Source organism: Niabella sp. CPT15-335-S11 (genome assembly GCF_058792415.1).
The window spans coordinates 931,996-958,078 of sequence record NZ_JBYTEI010000001.1 but is presented as its reverse complement, the minus strand read 5'-3'; the positions used below and the strand labels follow the sequence as shown (position 1 = coordinate 958,078).

20 protein-coding genes are annotated in these 26,083 nt (G+C 41.5%); 5 read left to right on the top strand and 15 right to left on the bottom strand.

Annotation, left to right across the window (positions count from 1 at the left end; all coding sequences use genetic code 11):
* Positions 1–35 precede the first annotated feature (35 nt).
* The 3 genes from AC3WS5_RS03820 to AC3WS5_RS03810 all read left to right on the top strand — a co-directional run bounded on the left by AC3WS5_RS03820 (position 36) and on the right by AC3WS5_RS03810 (position 1,912).
* Complete coding sequence (locus AC3WS5_RS03820) at positions 36–983, top strand: AraC family transcriptional regulator (protein WP_492465903.1); 948 nt, start codon at positions 36–38, stop codon at positions 981–983.
* Between the two features lie 359 nt (positions 984–1,342).
* Positions 1,343–1,504, top strand: coding sequence for a hypothetical protein (locus AC3WS5_RS03815; RefSeq protein ID WP_492465902.1), 162 nt, complete (start codon positions 1,343–1,345; stop codon positions 1,502–1,504).
* Between the two features lie 12 nt (positions 1,505–1,516).
* Positions 1,517–1,912, top strand: a complete 396-nt coding sequence (locus AC3WS5_RS03810) for a hypothetical protein (protein ID WP_492465901.1) — start codon at positions 1,517–1,519, stop codon at positions 1,910–1,912.
* A 54-nt stretch (positions 1,913–1,966) separates the two neighbouring features.
* Here the strand turns inward: AC3WS5_RS03810 and AC3WS5_RS03805 are convergent, their stop codons facing one another.
* Genes AC3WS5_RS03805 through AC3WS5_RS03795 form a run of 3 tightly spaced genes read right to left on the bottom strand, consistent with a single transcriptional unit; the run spans position 1,967 to position 7,198 of the window.
* Entirely contained in the window at positions 1,967–3,355 is a 1,389-nt protein-coding gene (locus tag AC3WS5_RS03805; RefSeq protein WP_492465899.1) for a RagB/SusD family nutrient uptake outer membrane protein, read from the bottom strand.
* A 17-nt stretch (positions 3,356–3,372) separates the two neighbouring features.
* Entirely contained in the window at positions 3,373–6,579 is a 3,207-nt protein-coding gene (locus AC3WS5_RS03800; RefSeq protein WP_492465898.1) for a SusC/RagA family TonB-linked outer membrane protein, read from the bottom strand.
* Positions 6,580–6,598: 19 nt separating this feature from the next.
* Positions 6,599–7,198 carry a TlpA family protein disulfide reductase gene (locus AC3WS5_RS03795; protein WP_492465896.1) on the bottom strand — a complete coding sequence of 200 codons (600 nt, stop codon included), beginning with the start codon at positions 7,196–7,198 and terminating at the stop codon, positions 6,599–6,601.
* Between the two features lie 593 nt (positions 7,199–7,791).
* Here AC3WS5_RS03795 and AC3WS5_RS03790 point away from each other — a divergent pair.
* Entirely contained in the window at positions 7,792–7,977 is a 186-nt protein-coding gene (locus tag AC3WS5_RS03790) for a hypothetical protein (protein WP_492465894.1), read from the top strand.
* A gap of 931 nt (positions 7,978–8,908) precedes the next feature.
* Here the strand turns inward: AC3WS5_RS03790 and AC3WS5_RS03785 are convergent.
* From AC3WS5_RS03785 to AC3WS5_RS03760, 6 genes are all read right to left on the bottom strand, one after another.
* Positions 8,909–9,661 carry an ATPase gene (locus AC3WS5_RS03785; protein ID WP_492465893.1) on the bottom strand — a complete coding sequence of 251 codons (753 nt, stop codon included), beginning with the start codon at positions 9,659–9,661 and terminating at the stop codon, positions 8,909–8,911.
* Positions 9,658–9,933: a hypothetical protein gene (locus AC3WS5_RS03780; protein WP_492465892.1), complete on the bottom strand. Its 276-nt coding sequence runs from the start codon at positions 9,931–9,933 to the stop codon at positions 9,658–9,660. Before AC3WS5_RS03780 ends, AC3WS5_RS03785 begins: the two co-directional genes overlap by 4 nt.
* 120 nt (positions 9,934–10,053) lie before the next feature.
* Positions 10,054–10,176 (bottom strand): hypothetical protein, encoded by a 123-nt coding sequence (locus AC3WS5_RS03775; RefSeq protein WP_492465891.1) that lies wholly within the window; start codon positions 10,174–10,176, stop codon positions 10,054–10,056.
* A 411-nt stretch (positions 10,177–10,587) separates the two neighbouring features.
* The gene (locus tag AC3WS5_RS03770; RefSeq protein ID WP_492465889.1) at positions 10,588–11,742 is read right to left on the bottom strand and encodes a TlpA family protein disulfide reductase; all 1,155 of its coding nucleotides are present in this window, start codon (positions 11,740–11,742) and stop codon (positions 10,588–10,590) included.
* Between the two features lie 262 nt (positions 11,743–12,004).
* Positions 12,005–12,181 (bottom strand): hypothetical protein, encoded by a 177-nt coding sequence (locus AC3WS5_RS03765; RefSeq protein WP_492465888.1) that lies wholly within the window; start codon positions 12,179–12,181, stop codon positions 12,005–12,007.
* A 6-nt stretch (positions 12,182–12,187) separates the two neighbouring features.
* Positions 12,188–12,418, bottom strand: a complete 231-nt coding sequence (locus AC3WS5_RS03760) for a transposase (RefSeq protein WP_492466466.1) — start codon at positions 12,416–12,418, stop codon at positions 12,188–12,190.
* Positions 12,419–12,830: 412 nt separating this feature from the next.
* Between AC3WS5_RS03760 and AC3WS5_RS03755 the strand changes: the two genes are divergently transcribed.
* Positions 12,831–15,650, top strand: coding sequence for a family 78 glycoside hydrolase catalytic domain (locus tag AC3WS5_RS03755; protein WP_492465887.1), 2,820 nt, complete (start codon positions 12,831–12,833; stop codon positions 15,648–15,650).
* A 77-nt stretch (positions 15,651–15,727) separates the two neighbouring features.
* On the opposite strand, the gene AC3WS5_RS03750 is transcribed toward AC3WS5_RS03755, so the two are convergent.
* The 6 genes from AC3WS5_RS03750 to AC3WS5_RS03725 all read right to left on the bottom strand — a co-directional run bounded on the left by AC3WS5_RS03750 (position 15,728) and on the right by AC3WS5_RS03725 (position 26,081).
* Entirely contained in the window at positions 15,728–17,743 is a 2,016-nt protein-coding gene (locus tag AC3WS5_RS03750) for a beta-L-arabinofuranosidase domain-containing protein (RefSeq protein WP_492465885.1), read from the bottom strand.
* 131 nt (positions 17,744–17,874) lie between these two features.
* Positions 17,875–20,670 (bottom strand): family 78 glycoside hydrolase catalytic domain, encoded by a 2,796-nt coding sequence (locus tag AC3WS5_RS03745; protein WP_492465884.1) that lies wholly within the window; start codon positions 20,668–20,670, stop codon positions 17,875–17,877.
* 75 nt (positions 20,671–20,745) lie between these two features.
* Positions 20,746–21,663 carry an alpha/beta hydrolase gene (locus tag AC3WS5_RS03740; protein WP_492465883.1) on the bottom strand — a complete coding sequence of 306 codons (918 nt, stop codon included), beginning with the start codon at positions 21,661–21,663 and terminating at the stop codon, positions 20,746–20,748.
* 41 nt (positions 21,664–21,704) lie between these two features.
* Positions 21,705–23,615 (bottom strand): glycoside hydrolase family 20 protein, encoded by a 1,911-nt coding sequence (locus AC3WS5_RS03735; RefSeq protein ID WP_492465882.1) that lies wholly within the window; start codon positions 23,613–23,615, stop codon positions 21,705–21,707.
* A 10-nt stretch (positions 23,616–23,625) separates the two neighbouring features.
* Positions 23,626–24,807, bottom strand: a complete 1,182-nt coding sequence (locus AC3WS5_RS03730) for a DUF4998 domain-containing protein (protein ID WP_492465881.1) — start codon at positions 24,805–24,807, stop codon at positions 23,626–23,628.
* A 35-nt stretch (positions 24,808–24,842) separates the two neighbouring features.
* Positions 24,843–26,081, bottom strand: coding sequence for a DUF4959 domain-containing protein (locus tag AC3WS5_RS03725; protein WP_492465880.1), 1,239 nt, complete (start codon positions 26,079–26,081; stop codon positions 24,843–24,845).
* Positions 26,082–26,083: the final 2 nt, after the last annotated feature.

Sequence of the window (26,083 nt, the reverse complement as noted above, 5' to 3'; positions counted from 1 at the left end):
AATATGTATATACTCTCTGCTAAATCGACTTGCGTATGAAATATTTTTACACACTGCTACTCGCCCGGCCCCCGGAAAAACAACTCCTTTCTGATGGAGCACTACCTGATCGCTGCCCAAAACTCCATTCCGCGCAAAACACAATCCTTTACACGCTTAAAAACGGATTGCTTGTTCAGCAGCAACTTTACCATGCGCCCCATTACCTGGAACTGCTCTGGTTGGAAACCGCCCGGCCAGTCACGGTAAACTACCATCTACCCGAGTCTGCCACTTTCCTGTTTTACGTACTTCAGGGCCAACTGAAAATACAGGCCGCAGAGGATGGTAAGCCCTTTCTGCAGGTTAGCGAAGGTCATCATCACCTAGTGCAGGATCCTCCCGGCAATTACACCGCTTTCTATCCAAAAGGGCGCCATCTCTGTTTCTTTATCATGATTCCCGATAGCTGGATGAGTCAACATCGTGAAGCCTTTCCATACCTGGCAAATCTAATTTCTTGGCTGAAAAGCGATCTGCTGGCCCGTTACCAGGTACCAAAGATTTTTATGAACCAGGATCTATATCGGTGGTTTGATAAGCAAAGCCGGCTTCAACCGGCAAATCCTGTCATTCTGGAGGGCTTACTGCTCCAGGCCCTCGCCTATCTGCTTCAGGGTTATGAAAACGCCCTTTCGAGGCAACACGCCCTGGCGTTTGATGCACTTAAACACATACTGGAACAATATACCTCACAGGACTTTTCACACGGCCAATTAGCCGTGCAACTCTATATAAGTACAAAAACTTTGTCCAAGCGATTTGAAGCCGCCTTTGGCTGCTCACCTTCTGCTTTTGCCACCAGGTTGCGGATGAAACACGCACACAGGCTGCTCACTCAGGAAAATCTACCTGTAAAGGACGTGTATTTCGCCGTTGGCTATAAGAACCGACATACATTTTGGTATGCTTATGACAAATTTCTTAAAGCTCAAAAAAGCTGAACCCAGTCTCATGTAATCCGGTTTGTTAAAAAAAGGGAATGGTTTTGGTCTAAAATGGCTGAAAATCGTCCCTTTTTTGATTGACTTCGGCTTTTTGGCGCTGTATCTTTATATCAGCATCCGCAAAACGAAAGACGATAAATAACCGGGACAGGAAATAACACGAAAGGTCAGGACTAGCGAAGTGAGGGCCCTTTAAAAACACTCAAAGACCTGGAAATTTAGTCTCTAAAAGCAAAGGCAGCCGGCGCCTTTATCCATTTACATTACTGTAGCGCACAGGGAAGAACAACCCTGGAAGCGTTGGGGAAAAGAAATGCCTGATGCTATCCCATTACCTAAACACAAAAACAAAAATCATGATAAGAAAAACTCATAATAATCATTATCTGCTTGGCCGGGATCTGAAGTTAGCCCGGCAGGCAAGCCACTTGCGAAGAAAGGGTATGCTGTTACAATTTGAACAGCATACCCTCGCAAAGTCATGTACTGCCTTAGGCAGTACCATTTTTTCACTATAAATGTAATACAAAATGGTTAAAAAAACAACCATGATGGTAGTAGCTGCTATAGTTACTGCCACAGCGCTGGTCATTGGAGCCAGCAGTTTTGAGAAGAAATCCGACAAACCGCTTGAAATGTTAACATTCGTCTATACACCGCCGGCTTCGGATCCTCAGCATCCTTATCTGGATTTAAATGTCAAAGATGTTGAAAACTGGACAAATGTTGCCAACAGCGATAGATGCGATGATATTGATTCTAAGGCTTGTAGAATTTTTGTACCGAACAACTCCACTTATGTCGGAGCCGGAAACACCCTTAAGCCAGCAATTAATATAACAACTGGTGGTTCCTCCAGCGAGTCATATGTTGCGAGCACAGCAGCGGGGTCTGGCACCAGCTACGTATCAAACAAGAGTCAATAAAGGCATAATTTGAGGTATCTGAAGAGAAGGCTCCATTTCAAGAGCCTTCTTTTTTTAATCATTCTGAGGCATACCAGTAATTTCCACTATATCGTCCGGCAAGGGAAGTGCGTAGAAAGGATCATTGGGCTTTAATGAATAAGATTGCCCATTAATAACTCTTTCCAAAATGATGTTCCTGTTTTCTTTATTCAACCTCTTTATATCCATCCACCGAATTCCACGCATTATCAACTCTTTCCTGCGCTCTGATAGCACGAGTTTAAGAGCTTCCTCCTGTGGTAGTCCCACCGGGCTTTTATAGTCCCCATTTACATATCGGTTTACTAATAGTTTTCCCAATTCATTTAGCCCTTCGGGGACAAATCCCGCGCGGACTAAGCACTCAGCCTTCATAAGTGAAACTTCGGCTGTCGTAATCCCAGTGAAAAAAATATTATAGGAATCACTGTTATATGTGCCTTTAAAAGAAGGATACTTATCTGCACTTATAAAAAAGAAAGCCTTCTGTCTTAAATCCTTACTGTCATATGATCGATAAAGTGATGTGTCCACTCTACTAAATGATGCTGTGTAATGTAATAGATTGAAACTATTCATGCAAGAATAGAACAGAATTTCCTTGTTGAAGCGTACAAAGGGTGCTCGGTCATTTATACTACGTTTATAACTGTCTGAGCTATTATAGTTCATAAGATCTGACTTGAGTTGAAGACAAGAGTCTGCATAAAGCAGCGCGTTTGGATAATCTCTCATAGATAAATAGCATCGCGCCAAAAGCCCATAACCTGCTGTTCGCGAAGCTCGAGTAACAGTGTGGGAATGGGGGGGCAGCAGCGGTATTGCAATCTTCACATCGTTGATAACTTGACTGTAACACTCAAGATTCATCGACCGCTTCGATAAAACGTTGAAATTGGAGCTCATACGAAGTGCGATGCCCCAGTCTTTGTCCGCGGTAGCTGCATCATATGCTTTCGAATAATTCCAAAGCAAAGTCAAATAATAGTAGGCACGAACAAAAAGTGCCTGCCCTTTAATTTGGTCCCTGTCTCCCTTATTTTGTAAATTCTCAGTTATGTTTCCTAGATTTTCAATTACCAAATTTGCAATATAGATAGGCGTGTAGGCCGCAGCCCAGTCGTTACTTGAACCTCGTACCGGTTGTTGCTTCCAAATGTAAATATTGCGGCTTCCGGGCTTCACAGTTTCTATTACATCATACTGTTTATTACTCAAAAAGAACTCATCGGTTGAAGACTGTCCCTGACTCGGACTCCTACTTTCGTTGATTTGGCCAATATTGTCCAATAAAGCCTGCTGATCGGCAAGGGTCGTTGGAACAACAAGCATTGCATTTTGCTTTTTATCAAGAAATTTCTTGCAGGATATAAACGAAATTACAGAAAGAAATAGCAATAAATATTTAAAGTTCGGTCTCATTTGTGAACATTTTGAAGTTAAAAATTAGCCCTTATGCCTATGGTGTTGGTTCTTGGAGCTGGAATTGCGCTTACAAAATCGGGGTCTATATGGTCGTTATTGGCACGCCAAATAATCCCTAGGTTAGCACAATTGATGAATAGTTGCAAGGAACTCGAAGGATATTTTTTCCATTTAAAGTCATAAGTCAAATTGACAAATTGCAGCCTTAAGTGATCCCCTTTTATTACATTGATCTCTGAACTATTATAAAAAGCATCTCGATAGGCGCGCACTGGATACACGTATGAGGGTACAGTAGTTTTGCTTTCATCGCCGGGTTGTTGCCAGCGTTTGTCATAATCAATCCCAGAAATGCCTGAATTGGCAAGGCTCATATATGAAAGTGAAGGCTTCAATAAATAATAACCAACTCGAAAATTGAAATTAGCAGAAACACTAAAGTTCTTGAATCGGAAAGTATTTAACAATGAGCCAAAATATTTAGGACTTGAAGTACCGATAAATTTGAATCCCGTCTGATCGGGATTACGCATCAGTGCATCTGCCAAGGCAATGTAGTCGGTACTTAAAGTATCACTCAAATATCCTCTAGGGTTACCACTTGCGTCCAGACCGCCCCAACGAAAGGCTCCAATAGCATATAAAGGCAAGCCGATGATTGGCCGAATTCCTGCCCCGCTACCCAGGATAGCCATCGGGTTGATGTTATCTGAATAATATTTTGTCGTTTTGCTGCTATTGTAACTACATAGAAAATCTGTTGACCATTTTACAGCTGTATTGACGTTTTCAGAGTGTAATGAAATATCCACTCCTCGGCCCTTCATGCTCGATGCATTCGCTGTTATAGTGCCGGACACTCCCCACGAAGTATAATCATAAACCATAGGTCCATACAAATCAACTCCTCTCTTCATGTAATACTCTAATGAACCGGTTATTCGCTGTTCCAGCATGCCGAAATCAAGTTTTAAATTAGTTTGGTATGACTTCTCCCAACTGAGCTCAGGGTTATTAATAACCCTGATCGCTTGGGCAGGCAGGCCGGTAACGTCTTGTACATAAGCAGTTGCAACCGGCTTTGCCGTTTTACTTGCATCCACATTTCCACTGACACCATAAGTCACAGAAAGCCGTAACCAAGGAAGCCATGAGACATCGTAGAAGGGTTCTTTTGCTAAATTCCAGCCGAAACCAGCTGACCAAAGGGGCTTCCATTTGTCGTTGGTGTTAGCGCCAAAAATGTTAGAGCCGTCTTTTCGCAAGCTTCCCGAGATAGAATATAGTCCTTTGAAGCTGTACGATCCGTTTGCAAAAAGTGAAACAAAACGATTATCAAAGGCTGTAACTTGGGAGGGCCCTTGTATGTTTTGGAAATACCCTGGGAATATCATTGGAAAGGAACTAATATAATCCATACTCGCTGAATAAGCCAGTGGGTCCCGATTATACCCATACATAATCACGTTATCTGAGGCGGAATGTGCCGCCCGCAATTCAATTCCAGCTATTGCTGTTGCAACATGATTACGTATGAATGTCCGGCCGAAATTGATCTGTCCCCGTGCGTTATAGGAATTCAATGAAATGTATTCCCGCCTAAGTATACCGCCGATCGGCACGGCACGGGTTATGATTCGCGGCACATTGCTTAAATCCGTAAATGTGTTAATCAAGTCGCGGCTATAATAACTAGATGTGTCTGCAAGGTTGCTTGCCACATTATTTTGCCGCTGATACTGCAACTGCATTTGAACACCCAGGTAGCTTAAAACTTGCCAATTCAGACCAATGTTAGCAAGAAGTTCCTCCCTTTTAGTTTGCGTATTGTTATGTTTATAGTCTTCAAGTGGGTAGTAGTTCCAATTCAATAAATAACGGCTGCCTACCGTATCCTTAAAATTTGAATTGTAACCCTTGACTACAGGTATTGATTCCCCATTTGGGCCCGTAAGGCTTAAGTAAGGAATATACCTTCCGGAAATAGTAGAAAGTTCACTGTACTCTGCAAAGCCCGTGCGGCTGCTATTAGTCGTATAATACACTCCAACGTTTAAATTCAAATTCTGTAGTGGCCTGTAGAAATTCTTGAAACTTAAATTTATTCTATCGTTAACCCCTTTCAAACTGGAGATGGACTTGTCATATGCCCCCGATATAAACCAGGCAATATCTTTGTTCCCTCCCCTCAAGTTCAGCCCATGTTGTTGTGTGAACCCTGGTTGATAATAATACTTATCAAACTGCCTCCTGCTATCGTTCTGCTTGAGTGCATCTATTAGTTTCGCGGAATCTTCGTAAGTAATAACTCCACGCTTGCGCATATCAAAAATCAGTACACCTGGTGATACTGCCGGGTAAAGTTCACTGTTTAAAAGTCGTTTGAAAAAGCCTCGGTTGAAGAGGGCCTGCTCGAAGTCTATGAAATCAGAGCTGGAAATTTGCCGTGAATGAAACAAATTCGGTTTCTCTGCTATAGTAACAGAACTGGTAACTCCCACCTGCAATCGCTGGTTAAACCTTCCTTTTTTTGTCGTAATCACTATTACCCCGTTACCGGCCCTTGCTCCCCAAATGCTCGCTGCGGCAGCATCCTTCAACACAGTGATATTTTCGACATCATTGGGGTTGATATTATTGATGTCTCCCTCATAAATAAAGTTATCTACAACTATGAGTGGGTCCAATGGACCATTTATGGTGCTTAACCCTCGTATACTGATTTTGGTACTATTTTGCGGATTATTATTCTTTTTACCCATATTTACTAAAAGGCTGCTTGTTACTCCATTTAGCCGGTCAAGAATATTGGTAGTTGTTTGAAGGTTAAGAGTTCTATTATCAATGACCGAATAAGATCCATTCACTTCGTTTGGCTTTAATTGTTGGTAGCCGGTATTGATCGTGATCTCCTGTAACTCGATACTTTTAGGAAGCAATAAAATAATGCTCTGATGTTGCAGTTGGTTAGCTATTACAATTTTACCTAAGTAATTAATATGACTGATCAGGAGGGTGTCAGTTGGCGATACAGTTATGACAAACCCGCCGTTATCCTCCGTTTGCACTATGAATTTCTGCGTTGGATCACTAATGGTAACGCCACGAACAAGCGCCCCCGTTAAGGAATCTTTGACCTTCCCCGTTATCGTCAAGGTACGTTGTGCGTTTAAATTCACCAACATACATAGCATAATATTTAAAATAATTATACGTAACATAAAAGCGTATTTTCATTGGTTATAGAGTTGTTTTATTTTCCTTCTCCGCCTCCCAAGTTTTCATATGACTCTTCATTTTAATAGCTTCTGGCAAGAGGACTTCAATAGACCCTGCACTTAAAAGATAGTGACCGGTTTGACCTGCAATTTTGCCTCCTGGTAATATCCAAACGTAGTGAGGACTATACAGTCTGTGAAAGCTTTTGCGCAACAATGTGTCCTCGACAATAATGGGCAAGTTGAAACTCTTTTTATTTTTAAGCTCCCAACTTTGTATGAAGGACCTCACCTGCTGTTCCGACTCGTACGTGACCATAATTAGCTGAATATCTTTATCGAACTGCCTTTGCAGAGAGTCTTCCTTTGGAAACTGTGCAATACAGGGGGTACAGGTTGTAAACCAAAAGGCAAAAACTACCACCTTGTCTTTAAAATCAGCCAAACTAGCTGAACCGCTTTTGTGGTTGATAAATTTGCCCAGTGGCATATCCTGTCGGACCCATTCATCAACAAAAAGGGGAGCTTTAATATTTCTTAGATCGATGGCGTTATTTTGGCAAAAAGTGTTCCCACAGGCGCATAGCACTGCCATTACGCCCAACAGCGTTAATTTTTTCATACTTAAAGAATTGATTCGTTTTGTAATGTGATTTAGCTAAGAGCAGGGCATAGGTGTCCTTATATGGTTTAGAGGGTACACTTTGCCCTGGGAGATGCCGGAAGGAACGGGCGTCTGGGTTAGCAAGACATCTCCGTTACCCCGGCGGAAACCTATTCCGGTAACCGGGGTTTGCAGGCATAAAGAACCCAGTATGCTATTGCATTGGCAAGAAAAGAATAATATGATGTTTTGGCACTCATCGTCAGGGCTTTGATGAGTCTTCATGACGAGAAAGAGACGTGATGCTCAACTCACCAACTAACGGCATCGTAGTAAAGCACAGTACAGATAACCAGGGTCGCACTATGAAAATATGTACCTTTTACCAATCGTCCTGCCCTAATTATGAGATTTATTACGCTTCGTTAGTAAGACTCTTAATGAATTACTGTTAGGTAATTTAGCTTTCTATGAAACAAATATAATCAATTGGTTTTATTCGACCAAATATTTTTTTAATCTACCTGGACCTTTATAGTTTAATGCAAGACTCCGAAAAAAATAGGTTATTAAAAGAATTTGGCGCGTTCTTAAAGCATCGACGAATAAAGGTGTTGAAGGAAGTAAATCTTTTGCAGTTCTCCTATTCTTCCAATCTTGACAATAGTAAATTGCGCAAAATTGAAAGAGGAGAAGTGGATTTTAGGATGAGCACGCTGATTGAACTAGTCAAAACCTATAAGTTAACCGACAAACAGTTATTCGGATACAAGTTTGTATTCGAGGATAATATGTAATCAATACCGTCGAATCAAGCCGAAGCTTACTTGATTACTCTAAATGGATGTAAGGACGATTGTCAATTTTCAACTTTGGTACTGGTTGGTTGAGACATGAATTGTTACTTTTTTATTTGGTGACATAAGCGTAAAGGAAAAGGATATAATGGTTGTATCTGTCTTCAACGAAGTTTCGAATTCTGCTTAAGAAACGTGACATGATTCCATTCTGGCTCTTGTTTACGGTCGAAAATAACTGTGATAAATAATCACGGCGGACCCATAGTGGTGTGGAAAGCCCTGGCAGGATTGAGAACGCTTTTATTGGGATTAACGGATTCAGCGTAGACTTTTTGATTTGGGGAGACAATTTCGTTTTAAAGCAGAGTCCATCACATTAGTGCCACCCCCTGCTCCCCAAATAAGAGTGCCGTACCGATTAGTAAGACACTTTCCACACCAGGGTACTATAAAAAGTATAAAAAAATACGATCAGGAATAATAATAAAATAAACTACTGCTGCCAATAACGGTTTTGTTTCAAGCAGGTATTTGGCCCCGGTTGACAAATGGCGGATGCTACAAAATGAATCCAAATCGTACATGAAAAACAAAACCTGATCAAACTTTGCTGCCTTGATTAGGTTTCTAAGTAAGAAACTTGGACTACTTACCCCGAAGTCTTATCGTATCTCTTTAATCGCGCCATACAGGAATTGAAATATGGAAAGTGCTATGTTGAAGTTTCTGACCCCGACACGCTTTTAATCGCACCATACAGTCTGGCGCTTCAGCCCTTTAAAGGTGCCATCGGTAATTAATCCTTCAACCTCCATTATAACGTGCTCGCAATAGTCATGCTTTTTTCTAAATTCCTTTGGCAGGAGTAATAATCTATTCTTTTGTACATAGGCTGTGCATGCCTGTTTGATATTCAAATTTCGCTTCACTACGCTTTATAGTGCGGCAGCACATAATCAGAAAACCAATTGGGCAGGTCCTCAGGTTCGATCAGTAATTCCAGTTTCTTGTTTTCGCAAATGTTTGCAATCCACCTGTATTTTTCATCTGAATTGTCAAAAAGATAGCATTTGTTACATACTTCAATGGCCGCCATGAGGTTATTGAGCGTACTTCCATACCGACTAACAATTTTACTACTATCTACATTATGCCCGCCCTTTTGAACCCTGTTTTCAACCCTGGAAATATTTACAGAAGGATCATCTATGCAAATGAAGTATAAATATACTTTGTAGCCCATCTTTCCCGCATCACGCAGCTCATCGATTTTCGGTTTATAACTCATTACAGTTTCAAAAGAAAAATCCTGTCTGACTTTCATTAGCTGATCCCTTAAAAACGAAGATATTAATGCGCCTTCATAGCTATGTGTTGACTTCGAACGGTCTACGATGATATTTTCTGCAATTGCAATATCAATGAAATACTTATCCATCTGCGCTCTATTTAGCAGGGACTGCGCCTGATGTGTGGCAAGAAATGTGTTCAGATCATGCTGAGTTAAATTTAAATTGAAATCAGCCAGGTCTATATATCCTTTTTGTGATAGCTGATCTTCAAATAAATCCGCATTTAAGACATGGCCAGTCGGGTAGTTTTTGGAAAAATCGTCAAGAAGGGTTGATTTCCCGGAACCGTTAGGTCCGGCAAAGACTCTAAGGCGTGGCTGATGGCTCATTTTTTATTCAGAATCATCCCTTTTTTCAATCCGGGTAATGTATTTTTAGATTTAGCTATTGATCTTAATACGGTTCGCTTGTCGTCTGGAGTAATAGAAATGATATCCCCATTCTTGATCACCTGAACCGTTAGGCCCAAAGCCTTAGAGCTACGGAATGCTTTTGAGGAAGCTTTGAGTGCAGACTGCATTAAAATCGCTTCTTCATTCAGATGGTCATTTTTCCTCCGGGATGGCCGCCCTTTCCTTTTAGTTGTTCTATCGGGTTTCATTGTTCGTGAATATTACCCAAATTTACAAAATTTATGACAATTAGTTTAACAACCATGTAAGCTACAAGGTTGACGAATTTGAAGACAAATAGGATCATGGCAGTAATCAAATAAAGTATATTACCTGAAGTTCACCCCTTTGGAGATATACTGTTCACCGGTATGGGGTGCCGTTTCGGGGTGTACAAGCTGGTGCCGCAGACTGGAGCCATTATAGCAGGTTTCTGCAATGACATGGGTCACCAGTCCCCTTTTTGAAGCCTTCCCGCCACTACCAATATCTTTGAATAGAGGACTTCTTTACGCTACTTTTCAAACAAATTTTGATTATTATTCAATCAGTTATCTAAAAGAGGAAGTTTGGGGTACGTCTTTTTTTTATCGAGGACACTATTAGTTACAGGAGCTTTTTAATTGCAATTGCAAGAGCTTTTTGTGGGCCATTTGTTCTCGAAAATTCCCACTTCAAACAATATCTAAAGAATCGCAATCTTGTGATGCCCCTGGAATATAATGCCGGTGATATAATGATAATTGGTTCTACCGGCAAAATGCTCCACAATATAGATCCAGATATCGGGGAAGAAATTAATAGATCCTCACGGGGACCAACAGGAACTACAGGATCCAGTCATTTAAGCATACTCTTCCCAGCTATTTTAAGGAGGTCCTTAAAATCCTTTCAATGGCCTCAAAATCATTCGTCCCGGCGTACACAACTTTTCCCTTTTTATCGATAAGCACTGCACTGGGAAATTTATCAACGCCATATAGGGAGGTAATTTTGCCACCTTCGTCAATCAGTGTTTCGTAGTCCGGTTTGTGTTTTCGATAAACCGCAGTTATCGTTTCTCTTGCGTCTGTCCCGTTTACTCCTAAGATGCAGAAATCCTCACCCTTATAATTTTCCCTGAGCCTGTTTAGCTTGGGAATAGCAACAATACATGGTACACATTCCCTCATCCAAAAATCCAACAAGACAACCTGACCCTTCAAATCTGCCAGCGAAAGGCGCTCGTTTCCACTATACAATTTTAAGGTCCATCCTGGCGCTGTTTCACCTAAATCAATAACCGACAATTTACGTTCCTCCATCGCCTGATATTCCCGCGCATAATACGAATAGTTCCAAGAGGCGGTTAAATGTTTTTGACGTTCGTTTCTGATATCAGTAAATGTAGAAACCATGTAGTCTTTAGGTTCAGCATCATTTGTTTGAATCATCTGAAACGGTAACAGTGTTTGTTTATCTATAATGAGTTTGTACACGAAGCTCCTGCTAACTGTAGTGGGGATAAATCTCCCTAACCCATCCAGGGTCTTATTTACTAGAGTCAAGGACAACGAATAATACTGTTTATTGGAAATAAGCGTGTCAGATAGAGACTTTTTTACTGAAGTATCTGAACTTACTAGCGGCAACGCCCCCCTTAGAGTCAATAACGAGTTGAGAAAGGCGGACAAATATCCAAACTCTTCAAAACGTTTTTGCTCAATCCTTATGCTTTGAGATTTTCTGTCGATGAAAAAGTTCTCTTTGCCATTGTAAATTATTTTCGATTGAGGAGTGGCAACTTGAAATCTTGACACACCTGGCGACTCATCGGCAAACTCTATATATACAGTGTCAAAAACGTCACTGTGATAATCCTCAGAATAATAATGTGTCGATCTTTGATAATTATAAGTAATAAACTTAAATGCCGCTAGCTTTTGAGACACTTTACTTATTAGTTGATCTGGATCAATAGAAGGCCTGTGATTTGCAAAACCACCTGTTGATTGTAAGAAAAGCAATATAAAAATCATGCCCCTCATGTTTGCATAGTCCAGTGACATTGCCGACTGCGGACGTTGTGCCTGTCTAAAATTACAGATCGTTTATCTGATGGGCAAATAAAATTTGCCTCATATACATTTAATTACATATGATATCGCAAATTTAATAAATGCACTGTCAAAGTGCAACTTTTAAACTGATTTGCACTATTTGAGTGCAGTGAAACCAAACTTTTTAGGAATTGAAATAGAAGACGTAGCGAGTATTGGTGATTTACCAGTGTATCGATTTTTACGAAAGCTGATTAATAATAAGTATACTATCGGTATAAGTCCAGGCGAAAGGCTTTGCACTTGTCCGGCTGTAGGTATCGATGTATTCAAGGAGTTGTGAGCTTAGTTGCTCTACCGACTTCCGCACACCGCCTTTTAATACATCGCTGGTCAGCATATTGAGCCAGATCTCCACCTGGTTTTACCAGGATGAATACGCTGGGGTGCACTGGATTTTGATCTTACTCTTACAGGCAATCCATTCCCCCACCTCATGATTTTTATGTAGTGGAAGGTTGTCTACTATTATTTGTAGCGTTTTATTCCTGTAAGTTCCGTCTGATTTTCTTAGAAACGCCAGAAAATTATCCACAGCACTTTGCTTAATTGACTTTGCGGTCACTCCCGCACTGTGAACAGCCAGTGCAGCAATCAGAGAGCCTGGTCAATTTCTTTGGTAGGTAGAGGTAAGACGTATGGGGGCCTTTTCCTTTAAGGGTAACGGGAACTGAATACGATCCAAAGCTTGAACCCGGGTCTTTTCATCTACACACAGCACGAGGGCGTTCTGTGGTGAGTTAATGTATAATCCCGCAATATTGAACATCCTGGACTCAAATTCCAGATCAGGACTTTTCCCGCACCAACAATCGATCTTCTTCAATTTTCAGATTCTAAAAGGCGATTTCCCTTACTATCTCGCCGTCCTGAGAAAAATTGAATTACCTCGCACTTCTTGCAAAAAATCGCCTAACTTAGCGAAAGAGCTAGCGATTGTAATATGCAAATTCTCCGATTATTGACAAACTTCCCACAGATAACCAGTTTCAATTATTTTAAGGTATATGAGTAGCGAACATTCTTATAAATTGAGATACAAAGTAAGAAATGAAATCCTGCAACAAAGCGTTTTGTTGTTAATATCAGTTTCCCTTTCTTGCGCCGGATTTTCTCAATCTTCAATAACGCCGGTAGATCTGTGTGTTGAGTACATGAAGAGCCCATCAGGTTTGGATGTAAAAGAGCCTCGCTTTAGTTGGAAATTCATTGCAGCCAATCAGCATAATTTCGGTCAAAAGCAAACAGCTTACCGTATTTTGGTAGGTTCAAAGAGATCGGGGTTACAGAAAAACACAGGAGAGGTATGGGATTCAAAATGGATCAATTCTGATAATATGCAACTGGTCGGGTATCGTGGTAAAGCACTGCAGTCCGATCAAACTTATTACTGGAAAGTGCAGACCAGGGATGAGCATGGAAGAATTTCCAACAGCGCGATTGAACATTGGAGTACCGGATTGTTTGACCCTGAGGAATGGCAGGCAAAATGGATTGGATCCAGTCAGGTTTTTGACGCTACAAAAAGCGACTGTAATATTTATGACCCCTGGCTAAGAAAAACTATTTCCCTAAAGTTGAAACCAGCAAAGGCCGTACTATTTCTGGCTTCCGTAGGATATCACGAATTGTATGTGAATGGCAAGAAAGTCGGGGATCACGTCCTTGCACCAGTTGCTACCGACCATACCAAGCGGGCACGTTATATCGCATACGATATCGCCCCGTACTTACGGTCAGGCAAAAATGTAGTCGGCATATGGTTAGGTGCATCCTGGTCCATTTTTGCACCCTATGCAACTGCTGATAAGCCCAGAACACCTATTGTACGGGCGCAAGCCGCTATTTATGACAATCAGAATAAACTCCTCACGCATGCAGAAACAGACAGGTCCTGGAAAACACTCGGAAGCCCAAATAAACTTTTGGGTAATTGGAGTTTTGGAAATTACGGGGGAGAAATTTGGGATGCTAATAAGGATATCAGCGACTGGAATACGTTAAATTATAATGATGATGGCTGGGCTAACGCGGTTGAATATAATCCCGTATTGAAGATGTCCGCACAAAATGTTGAACCAAACAGAAAATTAAAAGAGATTCACCCGGTTTCGATCGAAGCCAGGCCCGATGGAACGTACAGGGTCGATATGGGTGTAAACTTTGCCGGCTGGACGAATATAAAAGTAAACGGCACTGCGGGAGATACTGTTCGTTTCCTGTTTTCTGAAAGACACCAGGACGATATGACATTTCGTATTCATAATGCTTACGTCATAGGAAAATCGGGAGAAGGAATCTTTAAGAACCGCTTCAATTATTCATCGGGAAGATGGATCACCATTAAAGGATTAAAATCAAAACCAAAACTTTCAGATATCAAAGGGTGGATGATACGGACCGACTTTGAAAATGCATCTTCATTTGTATGTTCTGATTCTTTACAGAACTGGATATACGAGCGGGTGAAATGGACTTATGAGAATCTGTCGATCGGTGGTTATATCGTTGACTGCCCCCAAAGGGAGCGCTTTGGATATGGCGGTGATGCTCATGCAACTTCCGAGACAGGTATGTTCAATTATGACCTGGGGGCCTTTTACACAAAGTGGTTGCAGGACTGGAGGGATGTACAAGGTTCTGAATCGATGGTAGGAGATATGAATGATACATCATGGGCGCGGAAAAAACCTGGAAGCGGGAGATGGATAGGAAACGGATCGTTACCCCATTCAGCGCCTACTTATCACGGTGGCGGTGGCCCGGTATACGGCGGTATAGTTGTGACATTGCCATGGTTACTTTATCAACAATACGGTGATACAAGAGTATTGGAAGAGAATTTTCAATTGATTGAAGGTTGGCTGGGATACCTGGATAGCTTCACGGAGAATAATCTTTTAAAACGTTTTGGAGGCGTTTGGGATTTTCTAGGAGATTGGCTATGGCCTAATGCTACTGCAGAAGGCATGAATAATGACAAGCCGCAAACTTTGTGTTTTAATAATTGCTATCGTGTGTACAACTTGCGTACAGCCGCTAAAATAGCCCGCGTTTTGGGGAAATTGAAAGAAGCTGAAAAGTGGGAGAATCAGGCAGAACGGTCAAGTAAAGCTATTCATGCGAAATATTATAACACGGATGATCATAGTTACTCAGACAGCTCCATGGCGAATTTGGCTGCATCATTATACGGTGATGTGATGCCACAAGACTTACGGCCTAAAGTGATGGAAAGACTGGAGAAAGAAATCCTGATCAATAAAAAAGGACATATCCACGTGGGCATTACTGCCGGGGCAATGCTGTTCAAAGTTTTAAGAGACGCCAACCGGGACGACCTGATTTACTCGATGACTTCCCAGACAACTTACCCCAGTTGGGGGCATATGAAGAACAATGACGCAACCACAATCTGGGAAATGTGGGAAAAAGATCTGCCCGGACATTCATTGTTACACAGCTCGTATTTGTATCCCGGAGCATGGTACATTGATGGTGTCGGCGGGATCAAAAAAGATCCCTCAAAACCTGGCTTTCAAAACTTTATTGTAACGACTCCCAATATTCCGGAAAAAAAGATCAATGGTGCAAAAACAAGTTTTAACTCACCAGCAGGAATGATCAAAACCGAATGGAAAAAAGCTGATGGGAAGTTAACTTTGTCGCTCACTGTACCTCCGAACACGTCCGCCACTGTATATTTCACTTCGGATAAACCGTCGGAAGTGCAGGAAAAATCCGGGCAGGCAATACGGAAAAAAATAGAAAACGGGAAAGCGATATTTTCCGTTATGTCCGGAAACTACGTTTTTAGCGATCAATAATAATAATACCTGATATCACCGGGAAAACAATCCTCATCAAATTTAAGCGTTAATTTGATGAGAGAAGGAAAATTGGGTTAATTAAAAGTCGGCATCACCGGACGTTCACCAAACCACCAAAATGTACGCCACGTGTCTTTGGGGAAAATATCCGCTAAATAAATTGGTTGGGGTAACCAGACTCTGAATAGGTTATCTGCTGTATATTTATTTCCGGCTGAAGCGTAATCGCACATCGTCAAATTTATTTTTTTATGTTCAAAAAAGTGGGTGGGCTTGTAAAGAAACGGCACTTCGAAGGCGAGCCAGACACCCTCGGGTGCGGGAATGATGGGCTTTAAGTCAATATAGCTTTCTTTTGGAACCGAATCGACTTCTTTTAATAGTGCATAATTTAGATTCCAATTTTTATCATGCTTCCATCTGTATCCATCGTGCAACAACCAAACATTATATTTCTCTTCCTTAACAAAGCGACTATCCAGCGCTAAAACAACCGGCCCCCATGTCACTGCCATTTGATTTGGATTGCCTGGTGCTTTAACAACTTTCCCTTTCATCTTAAAATTGATTTTGACAATATCCCCATCTCTCCAAAGCCGTTTCAGTTTTACATAACCCTTCGCATTCTGAGAAACTAAGTTTCCATTTATCCAAACCCTGTTAGAATCGCTCCATGCGGGCATTCTCAATTGCAATGTGTAGTTCTCTGTTTTCTGTTGGCTTAGCCTAATTTCCACATCGCCATTCTGCGGATAAGACGTTTTTTGTTCTATCCTTAAAAGGTTTCCGGAAGGAAGCCGATTCTTCCATTCTCCATTGCTGTATAAATTAATAACAGGTCCGACATTACTTCTCATAACCGACCAGCCGGGTACAGTCATCATGCCTCTCGCCCCATTTGTTACGCAGCAACTGGATTTACAAGATCCAACCTGGACGGTACTTGGGACGCGTTCACCCTGTAACCCTGAGAAGTACGCCCACCAATGTCCATTGTTTGCCATGGCGCCGAGCAAAGCGTTGTAAAGTGATATTTCCATCTGGTCGGCCCATCGTGGGTCGCCTGTAAGACGTAATAATTGATAACAGAACTTTATCCATGTAGCAGTTACGCAAGTCTCCATTGGCTCTTCGATCAACTCGGTTTGTCGCATGACACCATCGCACCACAACTCTGCACTGGATCCTGAACCAACAATCATAATTTCTTTTTCGATCACCTTCTTACCATAATTGATGGCCGCATTCAAATACTTCTTCTCTCCAGTGACCCTGTATAATTCGCATAAACCTTCATAACATGAAGTTTCTTCATATCCTTTTGCAGCGGAAATTCGCATGGGATGCGTATTATTCAACCCATCCTCGATTAACCTGATTCCTGTTTTGCTGTGAGTTCCCGGCTCGCTCCAAAGTTTAACCAGGTACTTGGCGAAATCCAGATATCTTCTTTCTCCTGTTCTTTGATAGATCAATACGATCGGCTCAAGTATTGATGCTGAGGACAAACCATCTAAAACGGTGACTCCTGTTTCTGTAATTTTGGTTTTCCCGGGTCCTGTAACCGAAATAAGGTTATCGAGCGATCTTTTGGCTGCTTCAAGCGAGGAAAAATCACCTGTTCGATCATAGTGAGCGACCAGGCCTAACAGCGCATACTTTCTACCCCAGATATCCCATTCACCAAAATCATTTTTATAACTGCTAAGGCGACCGTCAGGCGATTGTGTTTCCTTTAGTCCCTTCACTGCATCATCAATGATCTGTCTGTATTGATTCGTTGGTTTGTATCCGTATGCCATTGCCGCAGAAGTAAACCATTTTCCCCAAAACTCTCCCTGGAATCCCTGGGGGTCATCATTTCGTAGGCTGTAGGGTTTGATGTAAAGGTTGTATTCTTTCCCCATGATACCATTTTTTATACACGAGTCAATCTTTGCCCCCAAATAACCCTTTATGTTTATCTCGCCGCTGTTGATGGGAATCAGCGCATCCGCTACTTTTTTGGTTTTCATTTGAGACAGACAATCACCGCAAATGAAGATGTTAGCAGCTAATACAGCGGCGAGAAAGAAATACTTTTTTGACATGTTGCAGGTTTTAAGAATATGATAATTTCGATGGCGCCGGACTTCGCTCCCAATCAGTAAAATAATGAGGAGATTCAAATCTATCTATAATTTTCTGAAACTTTTCTTGTATCTCTTAATTCCGGTTCTGATCAGAAAGTCCTCCGATTGAGATCTATTTTATAATTGCCTGCCGCCAGGTGTAGGTACAGCTTCCCATTTTTGATTTCTGAGCTCACAGGCTGCTTCTGCAAGTTCAAAAGTCTGCTGTTTACAAATACTTCCCCGGACGTAACGTTTGGCAACACAACGATTGCATCACAGTTGGGGGGAATACCTACATTCAGAACAGTTGCTCTGTCATTTTTATTATAGTGAACCGATACCGGTCCGTTTACCGAGTTAAAGGTGGTTTTTACCCACGAAATATTTTCCAGGAACTGCGGTTCTATTAACAATTTTCTATACCCTATACTTCCTGTCTGTTGTTTAATTCCTGCGAGGCCATTGTAAAACCATTCCATCAAATGCCCGAATATCATATGGTTTTGTGACAACCAGTCAACGGCTGGCCCCGACCAGTGTTCGGCTAATGCAGTGGCCCCGGATTTGATCTGGAAGCCATAACCGGGCATATCATCTCGGTGGTGTATTTTGTATATTAATTCAGATTGCCCCGTTTTTGTGAGGGCCTGTATCAGAAAGCGGTGCCCTATATCCCCCGCAGTTACTTTGTAATTATACTTTTTTAAAGAGTCGGATAGATTCTTAACGACAAACTGTTCCTTACCTTCCTCAACGAGATCAAAGAATAATGGCATGGCATAAGAAGTTTGACTGCCAGTTCCATAAGTATGCGTTGCGGGATTATAAAACGATCTATTAAATGAAGATTTAATTTGTTCAGCCAGTTTCCTGTAGAATCCCGCATCTGTTGTTCTGTTAAGGATACCGGCTGTCTCAGCCATTATCTGCACCGCCTGAAAATAAAAGGCGGTAGCCGTTAGGGAAACAGGGGTCAACTGGGCAAAACCAGGTGATGCGTTTCCCAAATCCAGCCAGTCACCCAAACCATAATCAAGGATATTCGATTTGCTTTGCGACTGAAGATAATCCACATATTTTTTCATCATCGGATATGCTTCTTCAAGCGTTTTTTTATCGCCATACCACCTAAAAACGTCAAACGGCAATACAGTAGCGGCAACCCCATATCCCGGATCATTCCTGAAAGGCCCGTCGAACTCCACATATTCGGGGGCGATGGAGGGCACCATGCCATTAGGCAATTGCGCATCCTGCAAATCCTTTACGATTTTGGTATAAAATGCCGCAATATCAAAATTGTAATGAGCGGCTGGGCCCATTAAATGCGCCTGTTCTATCCAGCCCAATTTCTCCCGATGGGGGCAATCGGTTGACACACTCGAAATATTACTTTTTATCGCCCAGTTAATTAGATCAAATGTTTTATTAAACAATTCGCTGGAACAGGAAAACGAACCTACTGCAGGAGCGCTATTCCTGGTATGTAATAAGTCAATTGAAATAAGTCTTGGCCCGCCTGTTTTATTGCCATTTCTAAAGGCAGCGCCCTCAACAAGGGCATACCTGAAACCGTAATACGTAAATCGCGGCTGCCATTCTTCCACTCCTTCTCCTTTTAGTATATATTCAAAATAAAAGGGGCCTCCTGAACTTCGCTGGCTGATCTGCCCGTTTTTATCAGGCATTTCCGAGGGTGTTATTCGCACCCTATCCCCTCTATTTCCACTCACTTTTAAGCGGATAATTCCCGACGCATTCTGGCCAAAATCCACGATCTGTTTTCCCCCCGGAAGCGATGACTTTAGCCCACCCACAAAGGAATCCATTATTTTTACCGGGTAAGCAGGTTCTGCTTTTAATATACCTGGCGGGGGTTGAGGTAATTTTACGCCCGCCCACGAAGCATCATTAAAAGAAACATTGCACCAGTTGGGTTGTTCAAGGCGTGCATCATAATCTTCACCACCATAAAATCCGGAAAATACTATCGGAGAAGCGGATGTGCGCCAGGAATCATCGGTAACTACTTCCTCTGTGGTTCCGTCTTTATACCGAATCATTAAAATCATCCGGAACATGGGATAACCATAGGCGCCCGTAATTTTGCGGTAACGCTCCCTGTTGATATAGAAAAAGCCGGGCCCGGCAATGCTCCCGATAGCATTATCACCAGTCCTGATTTCATTGGTCACTTCATAGGTATTATAAAAAATCGCTTTCTCATAATCGCTCCAGGCAGGCGCAAGAAAGTCATTGCCGATCTTTTTACCATTCACGTAAAGCTCGTATTGCCCCAGACCCGAAACAAATACAAATGCGTTATCAACTGCTTTCCTTGTCTGAAACGTTTTTCTGAAATAGGGAACAACAGTACGCTTTAATAATTTTTCACCCAGACCATCGCCACTACCATGCGCTGCCGGCACTACTTTCTCGGATGAGGGTAAAATGTCGTAACTTATCCATTTACTGTTTCTCCAATTTTTCTCTTCAAATAAGCCGGTAATAAATGAAGCTGGCTTACTCCAGTCCGAAACCATACCTTTCTGATCCCAGGTGCGAACTTTCCAGTAATACAGGCTTGCAGCCTGCAATTTGGGTCCGTTATAAAAGACCGAAAAATTGTCGCCTGATGAAATTTTTCCGGATTTCCAGGTCGCTGCTTTGGTCGAATAGAGGTTTTTTAACGAGGAAGCGAGCACTATTTCATAAGCAGTTTGTTTCATTTCCATCTTTTTTGAATGAATCCACCAGCCGAAGCGTGGTTGTTGCACTTCAATTCCGGCAGGATTTTCCTTGTACTCGCAAGTTAAGTGAAAGGGCGTATCTCTTGCAGCAAGCTGCAATGAGATAAAAAATATGAATAAAAGGTAGTAGAACCTTATTATGATATTTTGCATACTACTTTACTGGTTAAAGCTATTTACACGTACTGATGACTTGTTTACACGCCAGTTAGTCATCCTAAGGATATATTACAACCACTTTCTGAATGTATCACCGATCCAGTTGTAACAATCTGAAAACCACCTATCAAAAGCTGGCTCTTTCAAATACCCATGCCCTCCTTGTTCAAATAAGGTAAGACGATTTGGAATGTTATATTTTTCCAGTTCCCGCTGAAAAACAAGACTGTTTTTTACTGGAACTACAACATCGTCCTTTGCGTGATTGAGATAGGTTGGAGGGGTAGATTTATTTACAAAAAATTCACTCGAGTAAAACCTTATTCTTTCCCCGGAAGGACTACTGCCAATGAAATTTGTCCTGGAACCAGTGTGCCCAATACTGTCTGTAAAACTGATTACCGGGTTAATAAGCAGCATGAAATCGGGACGCAACACCGATGTTCGCCTGGCATTGATAAAATTATACTGATAGTGGGTACCCGTAAATGCTGCGAGGTGCCCTCCGGCAGAGAAACCCATGATACCTAGCTTCTTTATTCTCATCCCCCATTTTCTGTTCATTTTTCTTACCAGCTCCAATGCGCGCTGTGCATCCTGAATGGTAGCCAAAGGTTTGTCTTCACCGCTCTTCATGCTTGGAAGCCGGTATTTTAAAACAAAAGCTGCTATCCCCTTTTCATTAAACGCCCGGGCCACGCGGTTCCCTTCCCTTTCAATCAGTTCCACATGATAGCCACCGCCCGGGCAAATAATCACGCCGATTTTGGGTTTCTTTTTTGAGGAAGGCAGAAAAACAGTGAGGCTGGGGTTGACAATATTTCTTACGAGGGTATCCATGGCGGGATCAAACCAAACCTGTTCTTTTTTCTTTTCGATTGGGTCCGATAGCGAATCGTACAAATTGACTTCCCACACCCGTTGTGCCGAAATAATGATAGGAAAAAAAATGAGCGAGAGAAAAACAATATGCTTGAACATAATCATCAGAGATAAAATAATAAAAATAAAACCTGAGTAACCATTTTTTAATCTTTAGGGAAAAGCCTGGCGCGCAGTAGCTGTTCAACCCACTGAATATGGTTCGCGTTTGGGCTAAAATCCTCCCTAACCATTGATACATTAAACTCCTTGAGCAGATCCATGAACTCATTAAGCGCTCTATCGGGATCGGGTAGGATGATGGGTGAATTGAGGTTTTGCTGGTTGTAAGATTTAAATCGATTATACTCAGACAAAAGAACGAATTTAAGCGGAATTTCTTCACGTCTAAGGCGTGTCCTTAAAGCCTCATCTTTTGTAACTTCTATTGCCTTTTTTATAAGCGAGCTTGCTTCCGCATAAACCGGAACGGTGAACCAATCGGTAGTACTTCCCATATAACACCGAAGGTAGATATTTGAGTCTTTTATCCTTTTAGTTAACAAATCCCAGTACCTTCGCAGGTAGGGAGCTGCCTTTGCACCATAATATCCGTTTAGGAACTCATCAATTAATTTTTCTTCATCGAGACCCGGATCCCACATAAGTTTAGAAATCACCCAATTTCGCATTCTTACAAAGTCTCCCGCATCACAATAATAATCACCCTGTTCAAACAGACCAATCGTATTATTTTTTACAAAGAATCGAATATCCGGAGCAAGGGTATGAATATTGGGGTGTGGTAACATGTAGGAAGTAAAATTAGTTACGTAATTCCACACAAAAAGATGATCTGATATTTTACTCCAGGCTTCAATATCATCTCGCAAGGGTTTATTTTGATCACCTTCTGCTAAAGGTTGTGAAAAAGAGCATTCAATGGTACAAAGACGGATAACAACATTCTTTCTTGGCTTTACCTTCAACGGTGCCTTACGAGTATATTGGTAGGCAAGCGTTTCAACCCAGATTTCAGGAAATTCTTTTTCTATCTCTTCCGCAACTGCGTTCACGAACCTAATAAGTGGTCCCGACTCGCTTCCCTCCTCTCTTACGATAGCCTGACAATTATCACATTGGCAAGCACCATAACAGTCATTCTGACTAATTGAAATAAAGCCCATACCCGGGTGACGCCGAAGAGAATCAAGGGCATTTTTAGTAAACTCTTTCCGCATAGCTTTATTTGACAGGCACAGCTGCGCGGCCTCCCGCGCCCGTTTACCATCAATTAAACTGTACCACTCTGGGTGCGTATCAAAATATTTGTGCGGAGATAAAATGGGATAGAAAGAATGTACAAAAAACTGAAATTTGTGATGCCCTCCATATGCCGGTGTAATTTTTGAGAAGTCACCATTACATTTCATCTGTACTGCAAAAGCTTCATCTTTAAAAGCATCTTTGTAGAAAGATTCCCTGTATATTAGCTGCGGGTTATGTTTAATGTGCAACTTAGGGATTCTCAAGTTTTTCGTTTTGGGAATGAAAGATTCAGACGATGTCCACCATCGTACGCCGGTTGCTTCTTCCAGAAATGTATTGACCGCATAAAGCGTACCCCGAACCGGATGACCTATCATGATAACATTATCCCCAACGGTTTCAACTACAATGCCATCGTAAGGAATTTTTGAAGGGTCAATTTCCGGGAGGAGAGATCTGGTAAGCTTTGTATTTCCCACGATCAGCATGGGTCGTGCCTTGTTTGCCTCGCTTTCTCTCACGATATCAAAGCTTGTACCAGTAATTTCGCCAAGATGTTTTTTAAGCGCTAATGCTGCGGTTTGTTCCACAAGTGTAGGCGCATTGGGGGTGACTATTAAATATTTTGCCTTCCCGGGACCAGATAAAGTCAGTGTTTTTGATACGGAACACGCCGTAAATAGTAATGCTGTGCAAATAGCACTACATAAAAAAAATATTTGTCTAATTTTCAGCGTTTTATTGAAATGTCGGTTCATAATTTTAATCGTCTGTTTCAAAAGCTCATACTGAATTTCAGAAAAATGCATAAAACAATTTCTAATTAGCAAGCTTTCCCATCAATTCAATTTCCATTAGTTGCCATGCACCATTCGGTTTACCATTAAAAAGCGACAAACACTGAATCCTTAAATATCTGTATCCTCCGTTGCCTGGAGGTATAATAAATAATTCTCCCTCCGAAATTACCTGGTTTTTAGAAGCCTTAAAAACACCCAGTTTCGTCCAGGAAGCCCAATCACCATCCTGGGTGGGATTGTTGCTTCCCCACAAGGCAAAGTCTAACATATTCCCACCCCCTTCAAAAGCCGTCCCCCAGGCCGTACGCTGCCAGGTCCTAAATGAATACAAAGAATATAAATTGGTACCCAAATCAACAGTAATGTGCAATGGTTTTGGCAACTCCAGTGTATGGAATCCCGGGTCATCATTCGTTCTGCCGTCCCAGATATTATGTAAATACCATCCCCAGTAATCATATTGAGAGCGCGCATCGTTATCCAAAACAACTTCCCGGAATAAAGCCTTATTCAGTTTATAAACAATACTATTCGCGACGATCGTCGTATTATTTGTTTTTAATGTATCAAAAGAAGCAGTGTCAGCCAGATATAGCGTACTATATATTAAATCAGTTCCTGGCTTATAATCCGAAATTAATGTGGTGTTTTGGGTGGCGGGCAAAAATAATGTATTAATATTATCATTTTTTGTTGTATAGGTTAATTTCTGGCCTATGCTTCCGTTATACACATCTGCAGTTCCCCATTTCAAATTCAGTTTGCCATCAGCGTTATCCACAAACGGCTGGCTATAGGGCCTGCTGGTCATATTTGATGTGAACAACGCCCCCAGAGAACGTCCATTAGCGGGGACCGCAACAGACGAGTTCTTCTGTTCATCAAAGGTTTTAATAATAAAAGTATAATAACCTTCAGGAACTGGTAATATATAATATATGGTATCTACGTTCCTCGGTATTGCAAAATCAACTGAATCTGAGTAATTATTCCAATAGATCCTTGCTTTTACGACCTTCGGATCGACGAACTGCGGAAATTTAAATCGCACTTTGTTCAAGCCGGTCTGAACCTGAATATCCCGAACTTTTTCACCATATGTTATTCCGTTGGGTATCACGTATTTTTTATATTCTCTGTCCATTTTGGAACAGGAAATAATAATCAGAAGAATACAGGTATATAAAATTGCTTTTTGCATTGTATATTTTTTAATAATAAAACACTACTCCCTATTTATTCAACTTCCTGGCCCCATAAAGTGAGTTCCTGTATTACCACTTGCGCCAGGCCACTTGATTGCCCATATGTTTCAGTGGTCCTGAAACGGAGATAGCGAATCGCCGGTAACCCTGGTTCAAATTCAAAATCTTCTCCGGCCACGTTTGAATAGGCATAGTCTTCTGCTGTTACTGTGCCATAAGGGGCGCCTGATGGCTTAAACGACTTAAAAGCTTGTAGGAACTGCCAGTTCGAAGTATAAATGCTGTTGTCCGTTTCCCAATCAACATATTCATTTCCGTTTAGGGGACCAACCGTATTTGCCCCCCAAATTTCGAAGCTTTTTACACTTGCACCTGCATATGGGCTTTCGGGGTGATGCCAGGTCTTCATGCGGCTCAATACCACTTTTTTGCCAAGGTCAATCGTAATTGTATGAGGCAAATTATATTTCTTACTGGCAAAAATACAACAGTAGTTATTTAACGGGCCATTATCCCATAAATGCCATAATTCAAACCACTCCACATATCCATAAGCATCACCTTTGAAGTACATCGGTTTCCAATCGGATTTCGAAAGTAGTTTTTCATACAATGGCTTAATAGTAGATAAAGTAGTATCTGTCTTATAATTCCAGCGATCCCGAATATAAACCGCAATTTTTTTATTTGTAGTATCCATACCCCGCAGTGAGAAATTACCGTTGGCACTTGAAGAATAAAACGTATGTAAATCTCTATAATCCCCATTACCTAATGAGTCCATCATAATCACAATTGCAAGACTGGAGCGTGTCGGGTTCTTGAATTTAACATTTATCCCGCCAAAGGTTGGCGACACTGTCAGCGTTTTATATACATCCAAAATAGAGGGAGGAAGGGGCCTTATCGTGACAATAAGAGGCTCAGACATTTTTTCATTTCTTCCCACGCTGTAAACTTTTATGTCCCGGGGATTGGTATCACCAAATCCTTCAATCTTCAGCGTATCGCTGTATACTGAAGATTTCACCTGCCAGACTTGTCCCGGAGTTGTTTCATAGACAGCCTTCACGTATCTCAAATTAGTATCTTTTGGAAGATTATACAAAATGTAGGCCCCTCCAGGTAAAGGCGTTACCCTCGGATTTGTAATTTGAGCTGGCGCCGGAAGATTTGGATCAGTGTAGTTAGTAAAATTATCACGCCTGTTACAACTCATGATAATCAGGATTGAGAAAACAGTAAAAAGAATTAGTCTACTCTTTTTCATAT